The sequence below is a fragment of the Streptococcus oralis genome, from assembly GCF_016127915.1.
Classification (GTDB): Bacteria; Bacillota; Bacilli; order Lactobacillales; family Streptococcaceae; genus Streptococcus; species Streptococcus oralis_BO.
This window is the reverse complement of record NZ_CP066059.1, coordinates 1,039,674-1,056,714: the sequence shown is the minus strand read 5'-3', so window position 1 is coordinate 1,056,714 and position 17,041 is coordinate 1,039,674. Positions and strand designations below refer to the sequence as shown.

Annotated in this window: 13 protein-coding genes and 3 pseudogenes; 14 read left to right on the top strand and 2 right to left on the bottom strand. The window is 42.8% G+C overall.

Annotation, left to right across the window (positions count from 1 at the left end; translation table 11 throughout):
* The first annotated feature begins 121 nt into the window (after positions 1-121).
* The 9 genes and pseudogenes from purD to purB all read left to right on the top strand — a co-directional run bounded on the left by purD (position 122) and on the right by purB (position 7,303).
* Entirely contained in the window at positions 122-1,384 is a 1,263-nt protein-coding gene (gene purD, locus I6H78_RS05130) for a phosphoribosylamine--glycine ligase (RefSeq protein WP_198459001.1), read from the top strand.
* 94 nt (positions 1,385-1,478) lie between these two features.
* Complete coding sequence (locus tag I6H78_RS09390) at positions 1,479-1,595, top strand: phosphoribosylaminoimidazole carboxylase (RefSeq protein WP_232619925.1); 117 nt, start codon at positions 1,479-1,481, stop codon at positions 1,593-1,595.
* A 31-nt stretch (positions 1,596-1,626) separates the two neighbouring features.
* On the top strand, positions 1,627-2,118 hold the full coding sequence (purE, locus tag I6H78_RS05125) for a 5-(carboxyamino)imidazole ribonucleotide mutase (RefSeq protein WP_000165788.1): 492 nt from the start codon (positions 1,627-1,629) through the stop codon (positions 2,116-2,118).
* Complete coding sequence (purK, locus tag I6H78_RS05120) at positions 2,105-3,196, top strand: 5-(carboxyamino)imidazole ribonucleotide synthase (RefSeq protein ID WP_198459000.1); 1,092 nt, start codon at positions 2,105-2,107, stop codon at positions 3,194-3,196. Before purE ends, purK begins: the two co-directional genes overlap by 14 nt.
* A gap of 284 nt (positions 3,197-3,480) precedes the next feature.
* Positions 3,481-3,707: pseudogene (locus tag I6H78_RS05110) on the top strand (phosphoribosylaminoimidazole carboxylase).
* 3 nt (positions 3,708-3,710) lie between these two features.
* A complete protein-coding gene (locus tag I6H78_RS05105; RefSeq protein WP_198458999.1) occupies positions 3,711-4,403 on the top strand; it encodes an aspartate/glutamate racemase family protein in 693 nt (230 codons plus the stop codon).
* A gap of 5 nt (positions 4,404-4,408) precedes the next feature.
* Positions 4,409-4,483: pseudogene (locus I6H78_RS05100) on the top strand (phosphoribosylaminoimidazole carboxylase); the annotation flags it as partial.
* 14 nt (positions 4,484-4,497) lie between these two features.
* A complete protein-coding gene (locus I6H78_RS05095; protein ID WP_198458998.1) occupies positions 4,498-5,940 on the top strand; it encodes a PIN-like domain-containing protein in 1,443 nt (480 codons plus the stop codon).
* A gap of 64 nt (positions 5,941-6,004) precedes the next feature.
* Positions 6,005-7,303, top strand: coding sequence for an adenylosuccinate lyase (gene purB / locus I6H78_RS05090; protein WP_198458997.1), 1,299 nt, complete (start codon positions 6,005-6,007; stop codon positions 7,301-7,303).
* Positions 7,304-7,359: 56 nt separating this feature from the next.
* On the opposite strand, the gene strH is transcribed toward purB, so the two are convergent.
* Together strH and I6H78_RS05080 are read right to left on the bottom strand one after the other, a co-directional pair.
* Positions 7,360-11,115 (bottom strand): LPXTG-anchored beta-N-acetylhexosaminidase StrH, encoded by a 3,756-nt coding sequence (gene strH / locus I6H78_RS05085; protein ID WP_198458996.1) that lies wholly within the window; start codon positions 11,113-11,115, stop codon positions 7,360-7,362.
* Positions 11,116-11,417: 302 nt separating this feature from the next.
* A pseudogene (locus tag I6H78_RS05080) lies at positions 11,418-12,134 on the bottom strand (GntR family transcriptional regulator).
* A 321-nt stretch (positions 12,135-12,455) separates the two neighbouring features.
* Between I6H78_RS05080 and I6H78_RS05075 the strand changes: the two are divergent.
* Genes I6H78_RS05075 through I6H78_RS05055 form a run of 5 tightly spaced genes read left to right on the top strand, consistent with a single transcriptional unit; the run spans position 12,456 to position 16,864 of the window.
* Entirely contained in the window at positions 12,456-14,243 is a 1,788-nt protein-coding gene (locus I6H78_RS05075; RefSeq protein ID WP_198458995.1) for a glycoside hydrolase family 35 protein, read from the top strand.
* Positions 14,240-14,716: a PTS sugar transporter subunit IIB gene (locus tag I6H78_RS05070; protein WP_000156956.1), complete on the top strand. Its 477-nt coding sequence runs from the start codon at positions 14,240-14,242 to the stop codon at positions 14,714-14,716. Before I6H78_RS05075 ends, I6H78_RS05070 begins: the two co-directional genes overlap by 4 nt.
* 26 nt (positions 14,717-14,742) lie before the next feature.
* Entirely contained in the window at positions 14,743-15,648 is a 906-nt protein-coding gene (locus I6H78_RS05065; protein WP_045616654.1) for a PTS mannose/fructose/sorbose/N-acetylgalactosamine transporter subunit IIC, read from the top strand.
* The gene (locus I6H78_RS05060) at positions 15,635-16,456 is read left to right on the top strand and encodes a PTS system mannose/fructose/sorbose family transporter subunit IID (protein ID WP_000185284.1); all 822 of its coding nucleotides are present in this window, start codon (positions 15,635-15,637) and stop codon (positions 16,454-16,456) included. Before I6H78_RS05065 ends, I6H78_RS05060 begins: the two co-directional genes overlap by 14 nt.
* Positions 16,457-16,459: 3 nt before the next feature.
* Positions 16,460-16,864: a PTS sugar transporter subunit IIA gene (locus I6H78_RS05055; RefSeq protein ID WP_002875700.1), complete on the top strand. Its 405-nt coding sequence runs from the start codon at positions 16,460-16,462 to the stop codon at positions 16,862-16,864.
* Positions 16,865-17,041: the final 177 nt, after the last annotated feature.

Below are 17,041 nucleotides of genomic sequence, written 5' to 3'. Positions count from 1 at the left end.
AAAATAAAAGGGAAGAAAACAGTTTCTTTCCTTTTTTTGCGTAAAAACGCGGAGCAAAACAAGATTAAAGCGAACGTTTGTGATATAATATTAGTAAATAATTCGCAAAAGAGGTTGAGAGATGAAGCTGTTAGTTGTCGGTTCGGGTGGTCGTGAACATGCGATTGCTAAGAAGTTGCTTGAGTCAAAAGACGTTGAAAAAGTTTTTGTAGCTCCTGGAAATGACGGAATGACTCTGGATGGTTTGGAATTGATGGACATCTCTATTTCCGAACATTCTAAATTGATTGAGTTTGCAAAAGCCAACGATATTGCTTGGTCCTTTATCGGGCCAGATGATGCCCTTGCTGCTGGAATCGTAGATGATTTTAACCAAGCTGGTCTCAAGGCTTTTGGTCCGACTAGGGCTGCAGCGGAGCTGGAGTGGTCCAAGGATTTTGCTAAGGAAATCATGGTCAAATACGATGTTCCGACAGCAGCCTATGGCACATTTTCAGATTTCGAGGAGGCCAAGGCTTATATCGAGGAGAAAGGCGCTCCTATCGTTGTCAAGGCAGATGGTTTGGCACTCGGGAAAGGTGTCGTCGTTGCGGAGACGGTTGAGCAAGCGGTCGAAGCTGCTCACGAGATGCTCTTGGACAATAAATTCGGGGATAGCGGTGCGCGTGTGGTTATCGAGGAATTCCTTGACGGAGAAGAGTTCTCCCTCTTTGCCTTTGTCAATGGGGACAAGTTCTACATCATGCCAACGGCTCAGGATCACAAACGTGCTTACGATGGCGACAAGGGCCCTAACACTGGCGGGATGGGTGCCTATGCACCAGTTCCTCACTTGCCACAGAGCGTGGTTGACACAGCGGTTGACACTATTGTCAAGCCAGTCCTTGAAGGGATGATCAAAGAAGGTCGTCCTTATCTGGGTGTCCTTTACGCAGGTCTTATCTTGACAGCTGATGGACCTAAGGTTATCGAGTTTAACGCTCGCTTCGGAGATCCTGAAACCCAGATTATCTTACCACGATTGACATCTGACTTTGCGCAAAATATCACGGATATTCTTGATGGCAAGGAGCCAAACATCACTTGGACGGATAAGGGTGTGACTCTGGGCGTGGTTGTCGCATCCAAGGGCTACCCGCTAGACTACGAAAAGGGTGTCAAGTTGTCAGCCAAAACCGATGGCGACATCATCACCTACTACGCAGGGGCTAAGTTTGCGGAAAATAGCAGAGCATTGCTATCAAATGGCGGACGTGTCTATATGCTAGTTACCACAGCAGACACCGTCAAAGACGCCCAAGATACCATCTACCAAGAACTCTCCCAACAAAACACAGAAGGTCTCTTTTACCGAACAGATATCGGAAGCAAGGCTATTAAGTAAAGATATAAGAATAGCGCGACGAAGTCGCCAAATACGATAATGGTCGTTTGATTTGCGAGCATTAGCGAGCTAATATAGAACAATCACCGCCGTTGTGAATGAACGATTGGATGATAATCCAATCGTTCAGGGAAATCGGAAGACCTTGGGCTTCCGATTTAGGTATGAGACACCTTTGGTGGCTGCTGCCGTCCCTCACAACTTAAGGTGATTGAAAAAAGAAAGGAAAGAAAAGGAATATTATGACTAAACCAGTAATTTCCATTATCATGGGCTCAAAATCCGACTGGGCAACCATGCAAAAAACTGCCGAAGTCCTAGACCGTTTCGGTGTAGCCTACGAAAAGAAGGTTGTCTCTGCCCACCGTACACCAGACCTCATGTTCAGACATGCCGAAGAAGCTCGTAGCCGTGGCATCAAGGTCATTATCGCAGGTGCTGGTGGCGCAGCCCATTTGCCAGGGATGGTCGCAGCGAAAACAACCCTTCCTGTCATCGGGGTACCTGTCAAGTCGCGCGCTCTTAGTGGCGTGGACTCGCTCTACTCTATCGTTCAGATGCCAGGTGGTGTGCCTGTTGCGACTATGGCTATCGGTGAAGCAGGAGCGACTAACGCTGCCCTCTTTGCCCTCCGTCTCCTGTCAGTAGAGGATCAGGCTATCGCGACAGCATTGGCAGATTTCGCAGAAGAGCAAGGGAAAATCGCAGAGGAGTCTACAAATGAGCTCATCTAAAACAATCGGAATTATCGGTGGCGGTCAGCTGGGTCAGATGATGGCCATTTCTGCTATCTACATGGGGCACAAGGTCATCGCGCTGGATCCTGCGGCGGATTGCCCAGCCTCTCGCGTGGCGGAGATCATCGTGGCTCCTTATAACGATGTGGATGCCCTCCGTCAGTTGGCTGAGCGTTGCGATGTCCTCACCTATGAGTTTGAAAATGTCGATGCTGACGGCTTGGATGCGGTTATCAAGGAAGGTCAGCTCCCTCAAGGGACAGATCTGCTCCGCATTTCCCAAAATCGTATTTTTGAAAAGAACTTCCTCTCAAACAAGGCTCAAGTCACTGTGGCACCTTACAAGGTTGTGACTTCAAGCCAAGACTTGGCAGACATCGACCTATCGAAAGACTATGTCCTCAAGACCGCGACTGGTGGTTACGATGGGCATGGACAAAAGGTTATTCGCTCGGAAGCAGATTTGAAAGAAGCTTCTGCACTAGCCGACTCAGCAGACTGTGTCTTGGAAGAATTTGTCAACTTTGACCTTGAGATTTCAGTCATCGTGTCTGGTAATGGCAAGGACGTGACAGTTTTTCCGGTTCAGGAAAATATCCATCGCAACAATATCCTGTCCAAGACCATCGTGCCAGCCCGCATTTCAGAAAGTCTAGCTGAAAAAGCCAAAGCTATGGCTGTGCGAATCGCAGAACAGCTTAATCTGTCTGGAACACTTTGTGTGGAAATGTTTGCGACAGCTGATGACATTATCGTCAACGAGATTGCCCCACGACCACACAACTCTGGGCACTACTCTATCGAAGCCTGCGACTTCTCCCAGTTTGATACTCATATTCTGGGTGTTCTCGGAGCACCATTGCCAGCCATCAAACTGCATGCGCCAGCAGTCATGCTAAATGTCCTCGGGCAACACGTCGAGGCGGCTGAAAAATATGTCACAGAAAATCCAAGCGCCCACCTCCATATGTATGGTAAAATAGAAGCGAAGCACAACCGCAAGATGGGACATGTGACTTTGTTTAGTGATGTGCCGGATAGTGTGGAAGAGTTTGGGGAAGGGATTGATTTTTGAAATGGCAGAAGAATTTGATGAATTGCCAGATGATGAAATAACGACCGTAACACTGACTTATACGGACGATTTGATTGTTCCAGAGATTGCGGATAGAGAGGGATTCATATTTTAGAGAGAGCTGGCAATCAGCTAGTCTTAGAACATTTTTGTTCCGTGAAGGAAGTTAAGGATTATCTGAGTAGTTACGGCCTGCCTAGACATCCTGAGAGAATTTCATTTGAATTTTCTATACATGAAGACTCAGAAAATGATAATCTTTAAAGCTAAATGGAAACCAGTTTATGATTCAAATTATTGTCAACGCTTTTGTGGAGGAAGGAAAAGAAATCGCCGTTGTGGAAGTGCTCTTTGCCAGTGCCGACCATGAAAAAGTAAAAGCCAATATCAGGAATTAAAGATTCAATATCCAAACAATTATCTGGCTATCTATGATTTGCCATTGGATACAGATTTAAGTAGCTTACCACACTATCCGTCGGTTGTGACAAGCAAGGAGGAGTTTAATTAGTCTATGAAAACTATCGGTCTGATTGGTGGTATGAGTTGGGAAAGTACCACATCTTACTACCAAATCATCAACGAAACCATCAAAAAAGAGCTGGGTGGCCTGCATTCTGCTAAGATTCTACTTTATAGTGTTGATTTTGCAGAGATTGAGCATTATCAAGCAGTCGGAGACTGGGAGAAAAGCGGTCAACTGTTGGCAGATATTGCTAAGCGCTTGGAGCAAGCTGGTGCGGATTTCATCGTTATTTGTACCAACACTATGCACAAGGTTGCTCCGCAGATACAAGGAAAGATTACGATTCCAATCTTGCATATTGCGCAGGCAACTGCGCAGGCCTTGTTGGCTGACGGTATTCAAAAAGTCGGCCTCCTAGGGACCAAGTACACCATGACCCAAGATTTTTACAAGGAGAAATTAATAGAGTCTGGGTTAGAAGTGCTGATTCCAGATCAAGCAGGCATTACAGAGGTTAATCGAATTATTTATGACGAGCTCTGTCTAGGTGATATCAAAGAAAGTTCAAAGCAGACTTATCTTGCCGTTATAGATGATTTGAAAAAAGCAGGCGCTGAAGCTGTTATTTTGGGTTGTACCGAGATAGGTCTCCTCGTCAAGCAATCCGACACTGACCTACCTCTCTACGACACAACAGTGATTCATGCAGAGAAAGCGGCGGAGTGGGTGGTGAATAAATGATTATAGAAGACAAGCACAACCGTAGGGTAGGGCATGTGACAGTGTTTAGTGATGTGCCGGATAGTGTGGTTGAGTTTTAGGAGGAATAATTAATATGGCAAGTATGGAAGAACTTTTTCCGGAGTTCTATATAGAAAAATTAACTTCTATTGATTTTAAGCGAGAAAAAAATAACCTTATTGTTTTAGATACGAATATCCTCTCAGATATTTTGGGATTACCGACAGACTTAGCTGAAAAGTATTTAGACACAATAGAAGCTGTTAAAGACCATCTATTCATACCTTATATAGTTGGATTAGAATATCATTTTAACAAGCAGTCTATCAAAATGGTAACGGAAATCCAACGAGATTCTTATGCAGAAAGTATAGTGAATGAAATTCGGAGTTTGGTAGAAAATTTTAAAGATAAGGGTGGTAAAGATCCTCTTGGATTTTTACGAAATAAAAATCAGAAAAAAGAAGTAAAAACTAAACTCTTGGAAATCTTGAAAATTGATGACTTAGAAGCTGAAATTAATAAAATCTTTGATGAAAAATATACAAAGGATGTAAGTGAGTTACAAGAACGCTTAAAAAAAATAATTAATGATTCAGTAGCTGAAAAGTTAACCCAAGAGTGGATTGACAAGGTTCAGGAAAAAGGGGGAAAGAGATACGAACAACAGATACCTCCAGGAATAAATGATAGTAAAAAAGATTACGAAAAAAGTCCCAATCGTACCTATGCAGGATTGACATATTCACGAAAATATGGAGATTATATATTATGGGAAGAACTGTTACATAAACTTTCTAAGGATGGAAAATCACTTGGAAACAAAGTAATTTTTGTAACTAATGATGGTATTTCCGATAGGAAATCCGACTTGCTTTATAAGCAAAGCGGGAGAACTATTGGTCCAAGAATAGAGTTAATGACAGAGTTATGGAATCTAAATGTAGACTATGATATTAATAATCCTATTGAAAATACTGAAGAGAAAGTTTGTAAAGAGTTATACATAATAAACAGTGAGCGTTTTATTCAACTAGTCAATGAGTTATCGGATGAAGATGCTAAGCAATATAGAGTACAAAATTCTTTGTTTGGTGGTATCAATGATGATGAGGATGATGATTTATTCAATTTAAATCCTAACCCATTTTATCCAAATAACAACTCATTCAATTCAAACTTTAATTCATTTTATCCGAATAACAGCTCATTCAATTCAAACCCTAGTTCATTTTATTCAAATAGTGATCCATTCAGCTCGGACTTTGATGAGATGTTTGAAGTTCAAAATAAAATAAAATCTATTGATAATGAGTTAAAACGAATCTATTTGGAGCGTTCCAAGATAGAGGCTGATTTATGGTTGAATGATGTAGGAACAGATGGAAAGATATTTCAATTAGAGGAAAAAAGGAATATTTTAGATTATGACGAAGCTCGGTTAATAGAACAAAAAAATTCACTAGAGCATAAAAAAAGTAAACTAGAGGCAAATAAATTTGGCTCATGGGGGACTGATGATGACCTGCCATTTTAAATCATAGAGGTTAATTTATCTGAACGTTAAAGTAGAGAGAAAAATATATAGAATTGGAGAAATCATGATCAACCGTTACTCTCGCCCTGAGATGGCGAACATTTGGAGTGAAGAAAATAAATACCGTGCTTGGCTTGAGGTGGAAATCTTGGCTGATGAGGCATGGGCTGAATTGGGAGAAATTCCTAAGGAAGATGTGGCTTTGATTCGCGAAAAGGCGGACTTTGACATTGACCGTATTTTGGAAATTGAGCAGGAGACGCGTCACGATGTGGTTGCCTTCACACGTGCGGTTTCTGAGACTCTTGGTGAAGAGCGCAAGTGGGTCCACTATGGCTTGACTTCTACTGACGTGGTGGATACTGCCTATGGTTATCTTTACAAGCAGGCAAACGACATCATTCGTCGTGACCTTGAAAACTTCACCAACATCATCGCTGATAAGGCTAAGGAGCACAAGTTCACCATCATGATGGGTCGTACTCATGGTGTGCACGCTGAGCCTACAACATTTGGTCTGAAATTGGCAACTTGGTACAGCGAAATGAAACGTAATATCGAGCGTTTCGAGCATGCGGCTGCTGGTGTGGAAGCTGGTAAAATCTCTGGTGCGGTTGGGAACTTTGCCAACATTCCACCATTTGTAGAGCAATATGTCTGCGACAAATTGGGTATCCGTGCTCAAGAAATTTCTACACAAGTCCTTCCTCGTGACCTTCACGCTGAGTACTTTGCGGTTCTTGCTAGCATCGCGACTTCAATCGAACGTATGGCAACGGAGATTCGTGGTCTGCAAAAGTCTGAGCAGCGCGAAGTGGAAGAGTTCTTTGCTAAGGGGCAAAAAGGGTCTTCAGCAATGCCTCACAAACGCAACCCTATCGGTTCTGAGAACATGACAGGTCTGGCGCGTGTTATCCGTGGTCACATGATTACAGCCTATGAAAACGTGGCTCTCTGGCACGAACGTGATATTTCTCACTCATCAGCTGAGCGTATCATCACACCGGATACGACTATTTTGATTGACTACATGCTCAACCGTTTTGGAAATATCGTCAAGAACTTGACGGTCTTCCCAGAAAACATGATCCGCAACATGAACTCAACTTTTGGTCTTATCTTTAGTCAGCGGGCTATGTTGACCTTGATTGAAAAAGGCATGACTCGTGAGCAAGCCTATGACTTGGTGCAACCAAAAACAGCCTACTCTTGGGATAACCAAGTAGACTTCAAACCGCTTCTAGAAGCAGATCCAGAAGTGACATCACGCCTCACTCAAGATGAAATTGATGAAATCTTCAACCCGGCATACTACACTAAACGAGTGGATGATATCTTTGAACGTATCGGACTTGGTGATTAATCCTAACAATAAAAAGCGAGATTTAATCTCGCTTTTTTGTATGCTTATCGAAGGGATTAATCTTCTTTTCTCTTAGTGAGTCCGTAGGCTGCTAGTGTGGCCATGAGTCCTGCTGCGACCAAGCCCGCAGAGTCTTGACTTCCTGTTGCAGGGAGTTGTTTTTCATCTGCTTTGCTAGTAGTTGTTTCAGCTTGCTCAGCTTTCTCAACGGCAGTTCCGACTTCGACAACCTGAGCGACCGCTTCCTGCGATACCGCACTATTGACAAGGGTTCTTTCTTTCTTACCGTCAGCAGTAGTGCTGACAGAGTAGAAAATCGTACGACGGCCATTTACACCAGTAACGACGATTTGCGTTTGTCCGAGTGGTAATTGTGGATTTTCACGTGTTACGGTAGTGAACGGAATCTCTTCTTCTTGGATGTCCAGTCTTGGTTTTGCCTCTGTGGCTGGAGCAAGACCGTGTTCATCTCCTTTGTGAGTAATAGGGGCGCCGATTTCAACCACCTGGGTCACAGGTTCTTTGGTTACTTGGCTATCTAGAACCGTTTCTGTTTGTTTCCCATTTTCAGTAAGGACGGAGATGTAATGAGTGCGTTCGCCCTCTACACCTGGTGTGATGATTTTTTCCTGACCAGCTGGGAGATTCGGATTTTCCTTCTTGATAACTTCAAATGGAATCTTTTCTGCTCTTGTGATGAGTTCCGGTTTGGTTTCAACATTGGCAGCTAGTTCATTTTCATCGAGGCTTCCTGAGTGAGTTGTCGCTGGTTTGAGGCCTAGGCGGGCTGCCTTGAGTTTGGCTACAAGAGCGTCTAACTCGGCTTGTTTGCTGCGATTGAGGTTGTAGTTGAGAGCTTCTTTAGCTGCATTTAGGGCATCCAAGCTTTCCTGGCTGTATCCTTCCAAGTTAGTAGGGATTTGAGCAAGCTCCTCACGGAGAGCATTGTAGTCAGCGCGGAAGTAGTCTTTGTTGTGGTCTGCGAAGGCAGTCATGAGTTCAAAGATTTCTTCTTCCTTGTACTCAGCACTTGGTTTGTCTGCCCAGATAGCAAGCATGCTTCCGACGGTTGGAAGGTCTACTTCTGGATACTTGGTAGATGCAAGCTGGTTAAATGGCACTTTACCAGAGTTTTCAAGTGCTTTTGATAGTGGGTAGGCTTCATCTGGTTTGTGATTGCCTAGGACGTAGTACCAGTCTCCGTTGGTGTTGAGGAGTTTATAGCCTTTGCTTGCTAGGTACTGAGGCGTTGCAAGGTTATAGCCCCACCATCCCTTAGACCAGTAAGAGATGATGACATCCTTGTCAAACTCAACATCATCCTTGTCTTCGTAGTAGAAACCATCGTTGAAGGCCATTGGTTGAAGGCCTCTTTCTTTGGCCATGGCAGCAAGGGTGTTAGAGTACTCAGCAAACTTGCCATAGAGTCCATACCATTTGAGGTAGTACCAGCCTTGCGCGTTGGTAGCATCATTGGCATATTCGTCTGTACCGTAGTTGAAAATCTTTGTCTTGCCTGCAAAGAAGTTCATGTACTTGCCGATGAGGGCTTTGACAAAGTTCATCGCTTCTTCGTTTTCGAGGTCCATGGTTGTTTTAGAGACCTTGTCAAAGTTGGCTTGAGGATTCTTGATTCCAAGTTTTTCCATAGCGACGAGCATGGCATCCATGTGGCCTGGGCTGTTGATTGCTGGAATGAGTCCGAGGCCTTTTGATTTTGCGTACTCGATCAATTCAGTGATTTCAGCTTGACTAAGAGTGGTTCCGTTTGGATCATCGTAGTAAGCTTTTGTTCCTTCGATGATGGCCTTCTTGACATCGTCACTTGCATAAGTTTTTCCGTTAGCTGTGATGGTCATGTCATCAAGTAGGAAGCGAAGTCCATCATTTCCTAGGAGGAGATGCACATCAGAATATCCAAGTTCGCTAGCTTTATCAATGATACGTTTGAGTTGCTCAGCTGAGAAGTACTTACGTCCAGCGTCGATGGAGATTACCTTGTTTTTGGCAAGTTTTTCAACTTCACGTTTCGCGTCTTCTTCTTTTTGAGCTTCTGGTGTGAAGGTCAAATTGCTGACAGCTTCTTGGAGTTTTGCGATTGCTTGGTCAATGGTGTCTTGTTGGGCACGGCTGAGGTTGCTATCGAGTGAGCGAATGGCTTTTTCAGCTTCTTTGACAGCTGCGACACTTTCCGCAGTATAGCGGTTAAGGTCTGTTGGGACTTCTTTCAGAGCTTGCTCAGCAGACTCATAGTCAGCTACGAAGTATTCAGCATTGGCATTTGCGAAGCTACGCATGAGTTTGAAGAGGCGTGATGGTGAATAGCGTGCAGATGGGGTGTCCGCCCAAGCAGCTACCATACCACCGATGAACGGGATAGTAGCCCCATCAGATTTTGGTACAGAAGTGATTGGAGTATTCTTGATACCATTGAGTCCTTGGTCGAGGTTGTACCAGCCTTGACCATCTGCATTCCGTCCTAGAACATAGTACCAAGCATCGTTGGTGTTAAGGATTTGGTGGCCTTTTTCAACTAGAAGTTTAGAAGAAGCGACGTCGTATCCGCCCCATCCACCAGTCCACATTGAAACGATGATGTCTTTGTCAAAGGTTCCAAAGCTAATGTCGCTATTGTAGTAGATACCGTCGTTAAAGGCCATTGGTTTGAGTCCGTGAGATTTGACGATACGAGCAAGGTCATTAGCGTAGGCGATAAATTTATCATAACCCTTGTCTGGGAAACCATCTTCTGGATACCATTTATAGGCTTGAAGAACGCTCCAGCCTTTAGCGTCTGTAGCATCATTGGCGTACTCGTCTAGTCCGATATTGAAGATGTCAGATTTGCCAGCGAAGTAAGCAGCATACTTGTCGATCAGAGCTTTGGTAAATGCAACCGCTTCTTTGTTATCAAGGTCAACAGTACGAGCAGATTCCTTACCAAAGTAGTTGAAGTTCGGTTTTTGGATACCTAATTCTTTCATGGCATGCAAAATCGCATCCATGTGCCCAGGGCTGTTTACAGTTGGGATGAGACCAATACCTTTATTTTTAGCATAGTTGATCAAGTCCGTCATCTGACTCTCTGTCAAATGGTTGCCGTTTGGATCCTTGTAGTAGGCATCAGTTCCGTTTTCGAGTGCACGTTTGACATCGTCACTTGCATAGGTTTTGCCATTGGCTTTGATGGTCATGTCGTCCAACATGAAACGCATGCCATCGTTTCCAACTAGTAAATGAAGATCCGTGTAGCCGTAGTGTTTGGCTTTGTCGATGATTTCTTTGAGTTGGTCTGGAGAGAAGTACTTGCGTCCAGCGTCGATTGAGATCATTTTTCGTTTTGCCAGTTTTTCATTTACCTGAGCTGCTCGTTCTGTGCTAGGAGCGGCTACTACAGGTGTGACGACTTCATTTTTCTTTTCGGAAGAAGTGCTTTCGGCAGGAGTTTCAGCTGGGGCAGGGTTTTTTTTCTCGGCGCTAGGAGTTGGAGCAGCATTTTCTGTCACAACTGGTGCGCTTGACTCTTCGGTTGTTGGAGCAACTGTTTGAGGAGCCTCCTGGTCTTCTTTGACCTCCTCTTTTACAGGTTTGTCAGCCTTTTCTTCCAGTTTTTCTGGAACCTTGGAGTCTACAGCTTCTTCGGTTGCTTGTGGACTCTCCTGAATCGTTTGAACAGTTTCTACAGCTGTTGGAGCTGGAGTAATCTCGTCGGCAGATACGACTTGTGCGCTAAAAGCAAATCCTATAAGTACAGAAGCTGCCCCAACCGCGTATTTACGGATGGAGAAGCGCTGTTTCTTTTCTAGTTTCATGACAAAACCTCCTTGTTATTATCATATATGATAGCGTTTACATAAAACCAATTTTATTTTATTATCTGCGGAGTAAAATGTCAAGTGGGTTTATATAAGAACTATAATAAATAGAGGAAATCATAAGATTTAGGAGAAATTTGCTAATAAGGGATAAAACCGAGGAAAAACCAAACGAAATTTTACCTTGTTTTTAGTAAAAATGCTACTAATTAAATAAGAGCCCTTCATAGCGTTTTCACAACTTCTTTCTCGTGCTATAATGAATAGAGAAAAAGCCTGAGCTAGGCTCAGGCTTTTTCTTAATGACCTCGGTTACATGAGATGAATTTGATTTTGTAGTAGTCTGCTCGCTTATAAGTTTCACTATAGGCAAGGACTTAGCCAGTGGCCTCAAGTTTTGTAGTCTTCGTTTGGAAGACAGTTGGGAATTGTGTATCGATTCCGAGTACAGAAGCAGCATGCTCTGGTGTTGGGAATGCGATTTCGTTGATTTCCTCAAAATGTTCATCACTCATGTGAATGCGGTAATCCAATTTGAAACGTGTATAGATAGAGCTATAATAGTCAAGATTTGGATAGTTGGCATTGATGTATTGCTCAGGAATATAAGATGTGTGGTAGATGTATGTCACGTCGTTTGTCTGACGAATACGTTCAATCTTATAGTAGAATTGATCTCCACGTAGTCCAAGTTTATCTAAATATTCAAGTTTGTTTCCGCGCTCGATAGAAAGGACAGTAACTTTATCGTCTTTTGTTTCAAAGATTTCGACATCTGAAAACTCAACGAGTTTGTGCTTACGGGCACGTGAAACGAAAGTACCTTTACCTTGTTGGCGGACAATGTAGCCGTCTTTAGCAAGGTCATTCAAAGCACGTACAACTGTGATTGAACTCACATCGTACATCGCGATCAATTCGGCTTCTGTATAAAATTTATCTCCACTTGCAAATTGACCAGAGATGATTTTGTTTTTTAATTCATCTTTAATATATTGGTATTTAGGAATAGCCATAAATTTCACCTCGATTCTCTTTCTCCAATTTTGATTTTACCACAAATATAAAGAAAAGAGTAGTATTAAGGTCAAAAAATTAAAATAATAGACTAAAAATGTTATTTTACATGTAAAAAAATTCATTTGATGTTCTTGTGAATTATCATACATAAAAAGATCGTTTTCATGCTATTTTTAGATAATTTCGGTAAACAGTAAGTAAAAAAATAGAAAAATTTTAAATAATTTTCTAAAACCTATTGACAAATGCAAAAGATTTGATTATAGTTAATATTATAATAAATGAAAGCGCAAACTTAATTCGTCAGAGGTAATAACATGACAAGATTTAAAATTGAGGACGATTTCTATTTAGACGAAAAACCGTTCAAGATTTTGTCCGGCGCCATTCATTATTTTAGGATTCCAGCAGAGGATTGGTATCATTCTCTCTATAACTTAAAGGCGCTTGGCTTTAATACAGTCGAGACCTATGTGGCTTGGAATTTACACGAACCTGTTGAAGGGGAGTTTGATTTTGAAGGTGCCAGAAATTTGGAGAGATTTCTTCAAATAGCACAAGATCTGGGTCTCTATGCCATTGTACGCCCGTCTCCATTTATCTGTGCAGAATGGGAATTTGGTGGCTTGCCGGCTTGGCTCTTGACCAAGGACATGCGAATTCGCTCGTCCGACCCAGCCTACATCGAGGCTGTTGCTCGCTATTATGACCAATTATTGCCAAGGCTTGTGCCTCGCTTGTTGGATAATGGCGGAAACATTCTTATGATGCAAGTCGAAAATGAATATGGCTCTTATGGAGAAGATAAGTCTTATCTACGAGCGATTCGGAAATTGATGGAAGACCGAGGGATTGATTGCCCACTCTTTACTTCAGATGGTCCTTGGAGGGCTACTCTGAAAGCCGGAACCTTGATCGAAGATGACCTCTTTGTGACAGGGAACTTCGGTTCTAAAGCTCCGTACAACTTTTCACAGATGCAGGAATTCTTTGATGAGCATGGCAAAAAATGGCCCCTCATGTGTATGGAATTCTGGGATGGTTGGTTCAACCGTTGGAAAGAACCCATCATCACTCGTGATCCAAAAGAATTGGCAGAGGCTGTTCGAGAGGTATTGGAGCAAGGCTCTATCAACCTTTACATGTTCCATGGTGGAACAAACTTTGGTTTCATGAATGGTTGCTCAGCTCGAGGAACTCTGGATTTGCCACAAGTCACATCTTACGACTATGATGCCCTTCTCGATGAAGAAGGAAATCCAACTGCTAAATACCTAGCAGTCAAGAAGATGATGGCAACACACTTCCCAGAGTATCCACAGTTGGAACCGCACTATAAGGAAAGCATGGAGATAGGGTCTATTCCACTAGTCGAAAAAGTTTCCTTGTTTGAAACCCTGGATAATCTCTCTAGTCCTACTGAAAGCCTCTATCCAAAAGCGATGGAAGAACTTGGTCAAAGTTATGGCTACCTTCTCTACCGCACTGAGGCAAGTTGGGATGCAGAAGAGGAACGTCTCCGTATCATCGATGGACGTGACCGAGCTCAACTCTTTGTAGATGGTCAATGGATTGCTACTCAATACCAGACAGAGATTGGTGAAGATATCTACTGTCAGGGAAATCGAGAAGGTTTTTCAGAGATTGACATCTTGGTCGAAAATATGGGGCGTGTTAACTACGGACATAAGTTCTTGGCAGATACGCAACGTAAAGGAATTCGTACAGGTGTCTGCAAGGATCTACACTTCATGTTAAATTGGAAACAATATCCACTTCCATTGGATAATCCTGAGAAAATTGATTTTTCAAAAGGATGGACAGAAGGACAACCGGCCTTTTACGCTTTCGACTTTACCGTTGAAGAGCCGAAGGATACCTACTTAGATTTATCTGAGTTTGGTAAGGGAGTTGCTTTTGTCAACGGGCGTCACCTAGGACGTTTCTGGAATGTCGGCCCGACCCTCTCACTTTATATCCCTCATAGTTATCTCAAGGAAGGTGATAACCGCATTATCATCTTTGAAACTGAAGGCGAATATAAAGAAGAGATTCATTTAACTCGTAAACCTACACTAAAACACATAAAGGGGGAAAACTTATGACAATTGTAGGATGCCGTATCGATGGACGTTTGATCCACGGTCAAGTAGCCAATCTTTGGGCAGGGAAACTAAACGTTTCGCGCATTATGGTTGTAGACGATGAAGTCGTTAACAACGATATTGAAAAGAGCGGCTTGAAACTTGCTACACCACCAGGTGTAAAACTTAGTATCTTGCCAATTGAGAAAGCGGCAGCAAATATCCTTGCTGGTAAATACGATAGCCAACGTCTCTTTATCGTTGCACGTAAACCAGACCGTTTCCTTGGTTTGGTTGAAGCAGGCGTTCCGCTTGAAACACTCAATGTCGGCAATATGTCTCAAACACCAGAAACTCGCCCTATCACACGTTCTATCAACGTGGTAGATAAGGATGTGGAAGACTTCCACAAACTGGCAGAAAAAGGTGTGAAACTCACTGCTCAAATGGTTCCAAACGATCCCGTATCAGACTTTTTGAGTTTATTAAAATAGGAAAAAATTTTTAGGAGGTCATTGTTATGATACAATGGTGGCAAATTTTACTTCTCACTTTGTACTCAGCTTATCAAATCTGTGATGAGTTGACAATCGTTTCATCTGCAGGTTCCCCTGTATTCGCTGGTTTCATTACTGGTTTGATCATGGGAGATGTGACAACTGGTTTGTTTATCGGTGGTAGCTTGCAGTTGTTCGTTCTCGGGGTTGGTACCTTCGGTGGTGCCTCTCGTATCGACGCAACTTCTGGTGCGGTTCTTGCAACAGCATTCTCTATCTCTCAAGGTATTGATACAGATCTTGCGATTACAACAATCGCTGTACCAGTAGCAGCACTTTTGACATACTTCGACGTTCTTGGACGTATGACAACTACTTTCTTTGCACACCGTATTGATGCTGCGATTGAACGCTTTGACTACAAAGGTATCGAACGCAACTACCTACTTGGTGCGCTTCCATGGGCTCTTTCTCGTGCCCTTCCAGTATTCTTCGCTCTTGCTTTTGGTGGTGCTTTCGTACAATCAGTAGTAGACCTTGTTAAAGAATACCAATGGGTTGCAGATGGTTTGACTCTTGCAGGTCGTATGCTTCCAGGTCTTGGATTTGCAATCTTGCTTCGTTACCTTCCAGTTAAACGTAACCTTCACTACCTTGCAATGGGATTCGGTTTGACAGCTATGTTGACTGTTCTTTACTCATATGTAACAGGTCTTGGTGGCGCTGTTGCGGGTATCCTTGGTACTCTTCCTGCTGATGTTGCTGAAAAGATTGGCTTTGCTAACAACTTCAAAGGTTTGTCTATGATCGGTGTTTCTATCGTAGGTATCTTCCTTGCAGTTGTTCACTTTAAGAACAGCCAAAAAGTAGCTGTAGCAGCACCTTCTACACCATCAGAAAGTGGGGAAATCGAAGATGACGAATTCTAATTACAAACTTACAAAAGAAGATTTTAATCAAATCAACAAACGTAGCTTGTTTACTTTCCAATTAGGTTGGAACTACGAACGTATGCAAGCTTCTGGTTACCTTTACATGATCTTGCCTCAATTGCGTAAAATGTATGGGGATGGAACTCCTGAATTGAAAGAAATGATGAAAGTTCATACTCAATTCTTCAATACTTCTCCATTCTTCCACACAATTATCGCTGGTTTTGACCTTGCCATGGAAGAAAAAGATGGTGTAGGTTCAAAAGATGCCGTTAACGGTATCAAGACAGGTTTGATGGGACCATTTGCTCCTCTTGGAGACACAATCTTTGGTTCACTTGTACCTGCTATCATGGGATCTATCGCAGCAACTATGGCTATCGCTGGCCAACCATGGGGTATCTTCCTTTGGATCGCAGTTGCAGTTGCTTACGACATCTTCCGTTGGAAACAATTGGAATTTGCCTACAAAGAAGGGGTTAACCTTATCAACAACATGCAAAGTACTTTGACAGCTTTGATTGACGCTGCATCTGTACTTGGTGTCTTCATGATGGGTGCTCTTGTAGCAACAATGATCAACTTTGACATTTCTTACAAATTGCCAATCGGTGAAAAGATGATTGACTTCCAAGACATCTTGAACTCAATCTTCCCACGTTTGCTTCCAGCAATCTTTACTGCCTTTATCTTCTGGTTGCTTGGTAAGAAAGGTATGAACTCTACTAAAGCGATCGGTATCATTATCGTTCTTGCAGTAGGTCTTTCATTCATCGGTAAATTCTTGCTTGGAATGGGCGCATAATTTATGGTGAAATCGTTAATTTTGGTGAGTCATGGTCGTTTCTGTGAAGAACTTAAAGGTAGCACTGAAATGATTATGGGTCCACAAGACAACATTCATGCAGTGGCTCTTCTTCCAGAAGATGGTCCAGAAGAATTTACTGCAAAATTTGAAGCTGCTATCGAAGGATTGGATGATTTCCTAGTCTTTGCGGACCTTCTCGGTGGAACACCATGTAACGTGGTAAGCCGTTTGATTATGGAAGGTCGCGACATTGAACTCTATGCAGGGATGAATCTTCCAATGGTGATTGAATTTATCAATGCCAGCCTTACAGGTGCAGATGCGGACTACAAGAGCCGTGCTGCAGAAAGCATTGTGAAAGTCAATGATTTGTTAGCGGGCTTCGATGATGACGAAGATGAATAATACTCTTCGAAAATCTCTTCAAACTACGTCAGCGTCGCCTTGCCGTATATATGTTACTGACTTCGTCAGTTCTATCTACAACCTCAAAGCAGTGCTTTGAGCAGCCTGTGGTTAGCTTCCTAGTTTGCTCTTTGATTTTCATTGAGTATACGATGTGACAACGTGAAAATCGTTAGA

Excerpts from the sequence above, each read along its gene's own strand:
- purD (WP_198459001.1), top strand. The coding sequence starts at position 122 with ATGAAGCTGTTAGTTGTCGGTTCGGGTGGTCGTGAACATGCGATTGCT.
- purE (WP_000165788.1), top strand. The coding sequence starts at position 1,627 with ATGACTAAACCAGTAATTTCCATTATCATGGGCTCAAAATCCGACTGG.
- purK (WP_198459000.1), top strand. The coding sequence starts at position 2,105 with ATGAGCTCATCTAAAACAATCGGAATTATCGGTGGCGGTCAGCTGGGT.
- I6H78_RS05105 (WP_198458999.1), top strand. The coding sequence starts at position 3,711 with ATGAAAACTATCGGTCTGATTGGTGGTATGAGTTGGGAAAGTACCACA.
- I6H78_RS05095 (WP_198458998.1), top strand. The coding sequence starts at position 4,498 with ATGGCAAGTATGGAAGAACTTTTTCCGGAGTTCTATATAGAAAAATTA.
- purB (WP_198458997.1), top strand. The coding sequence starts at position 6,005 with ATGATCAACCGTTACTCTCGCCCTGAGATGGCGAACATTTGGAGTGAA.
- strH (WP_198458996.1), bottom strand. The coding sequence starts at position 11,115 with ATGAAACTAGAAAAGAAACAGCGCTTCTCCATCCGTAAATACGCGGTT.
- I6H78_RS05075 (WP_198458995.1), top strand. The coding sequence starts at position 12,456 with ATGACAAGATTTAAAATTGAGGACGATTTCTATTTAGACGAAAAACCG.
- I6H78_RS05070 (WP_000156956.1), top strand. The coding sequence starts at position 14,240 with ATGACAATTGTAGGATGCCGTATCGATGGACGTTTGATCCACGGTCAA.
- I6H78_RS05065 (WP_045616654.1), top strand. The coding sequence starts at position 14,743 with ATGATACAATGGTGGCAAATTTTACTTCTCACTTTGTACTCAGCTTAT.
- I6H78_RS05060 (WP_000185284.1), top strand. The coding sequence starts at position 15,635 with ATGACGAATTCTAATTACAAACTTACAAAAGAAGATTTTAATCAAATC.
- I6H78_RS05055 (WP_002875700.1), top strand. The coding sequence starts at position 16,460 with ATGGTGAAATCGTTAATTTTGGTGAGTCATGGTCGTTTCTGTGAAGAA.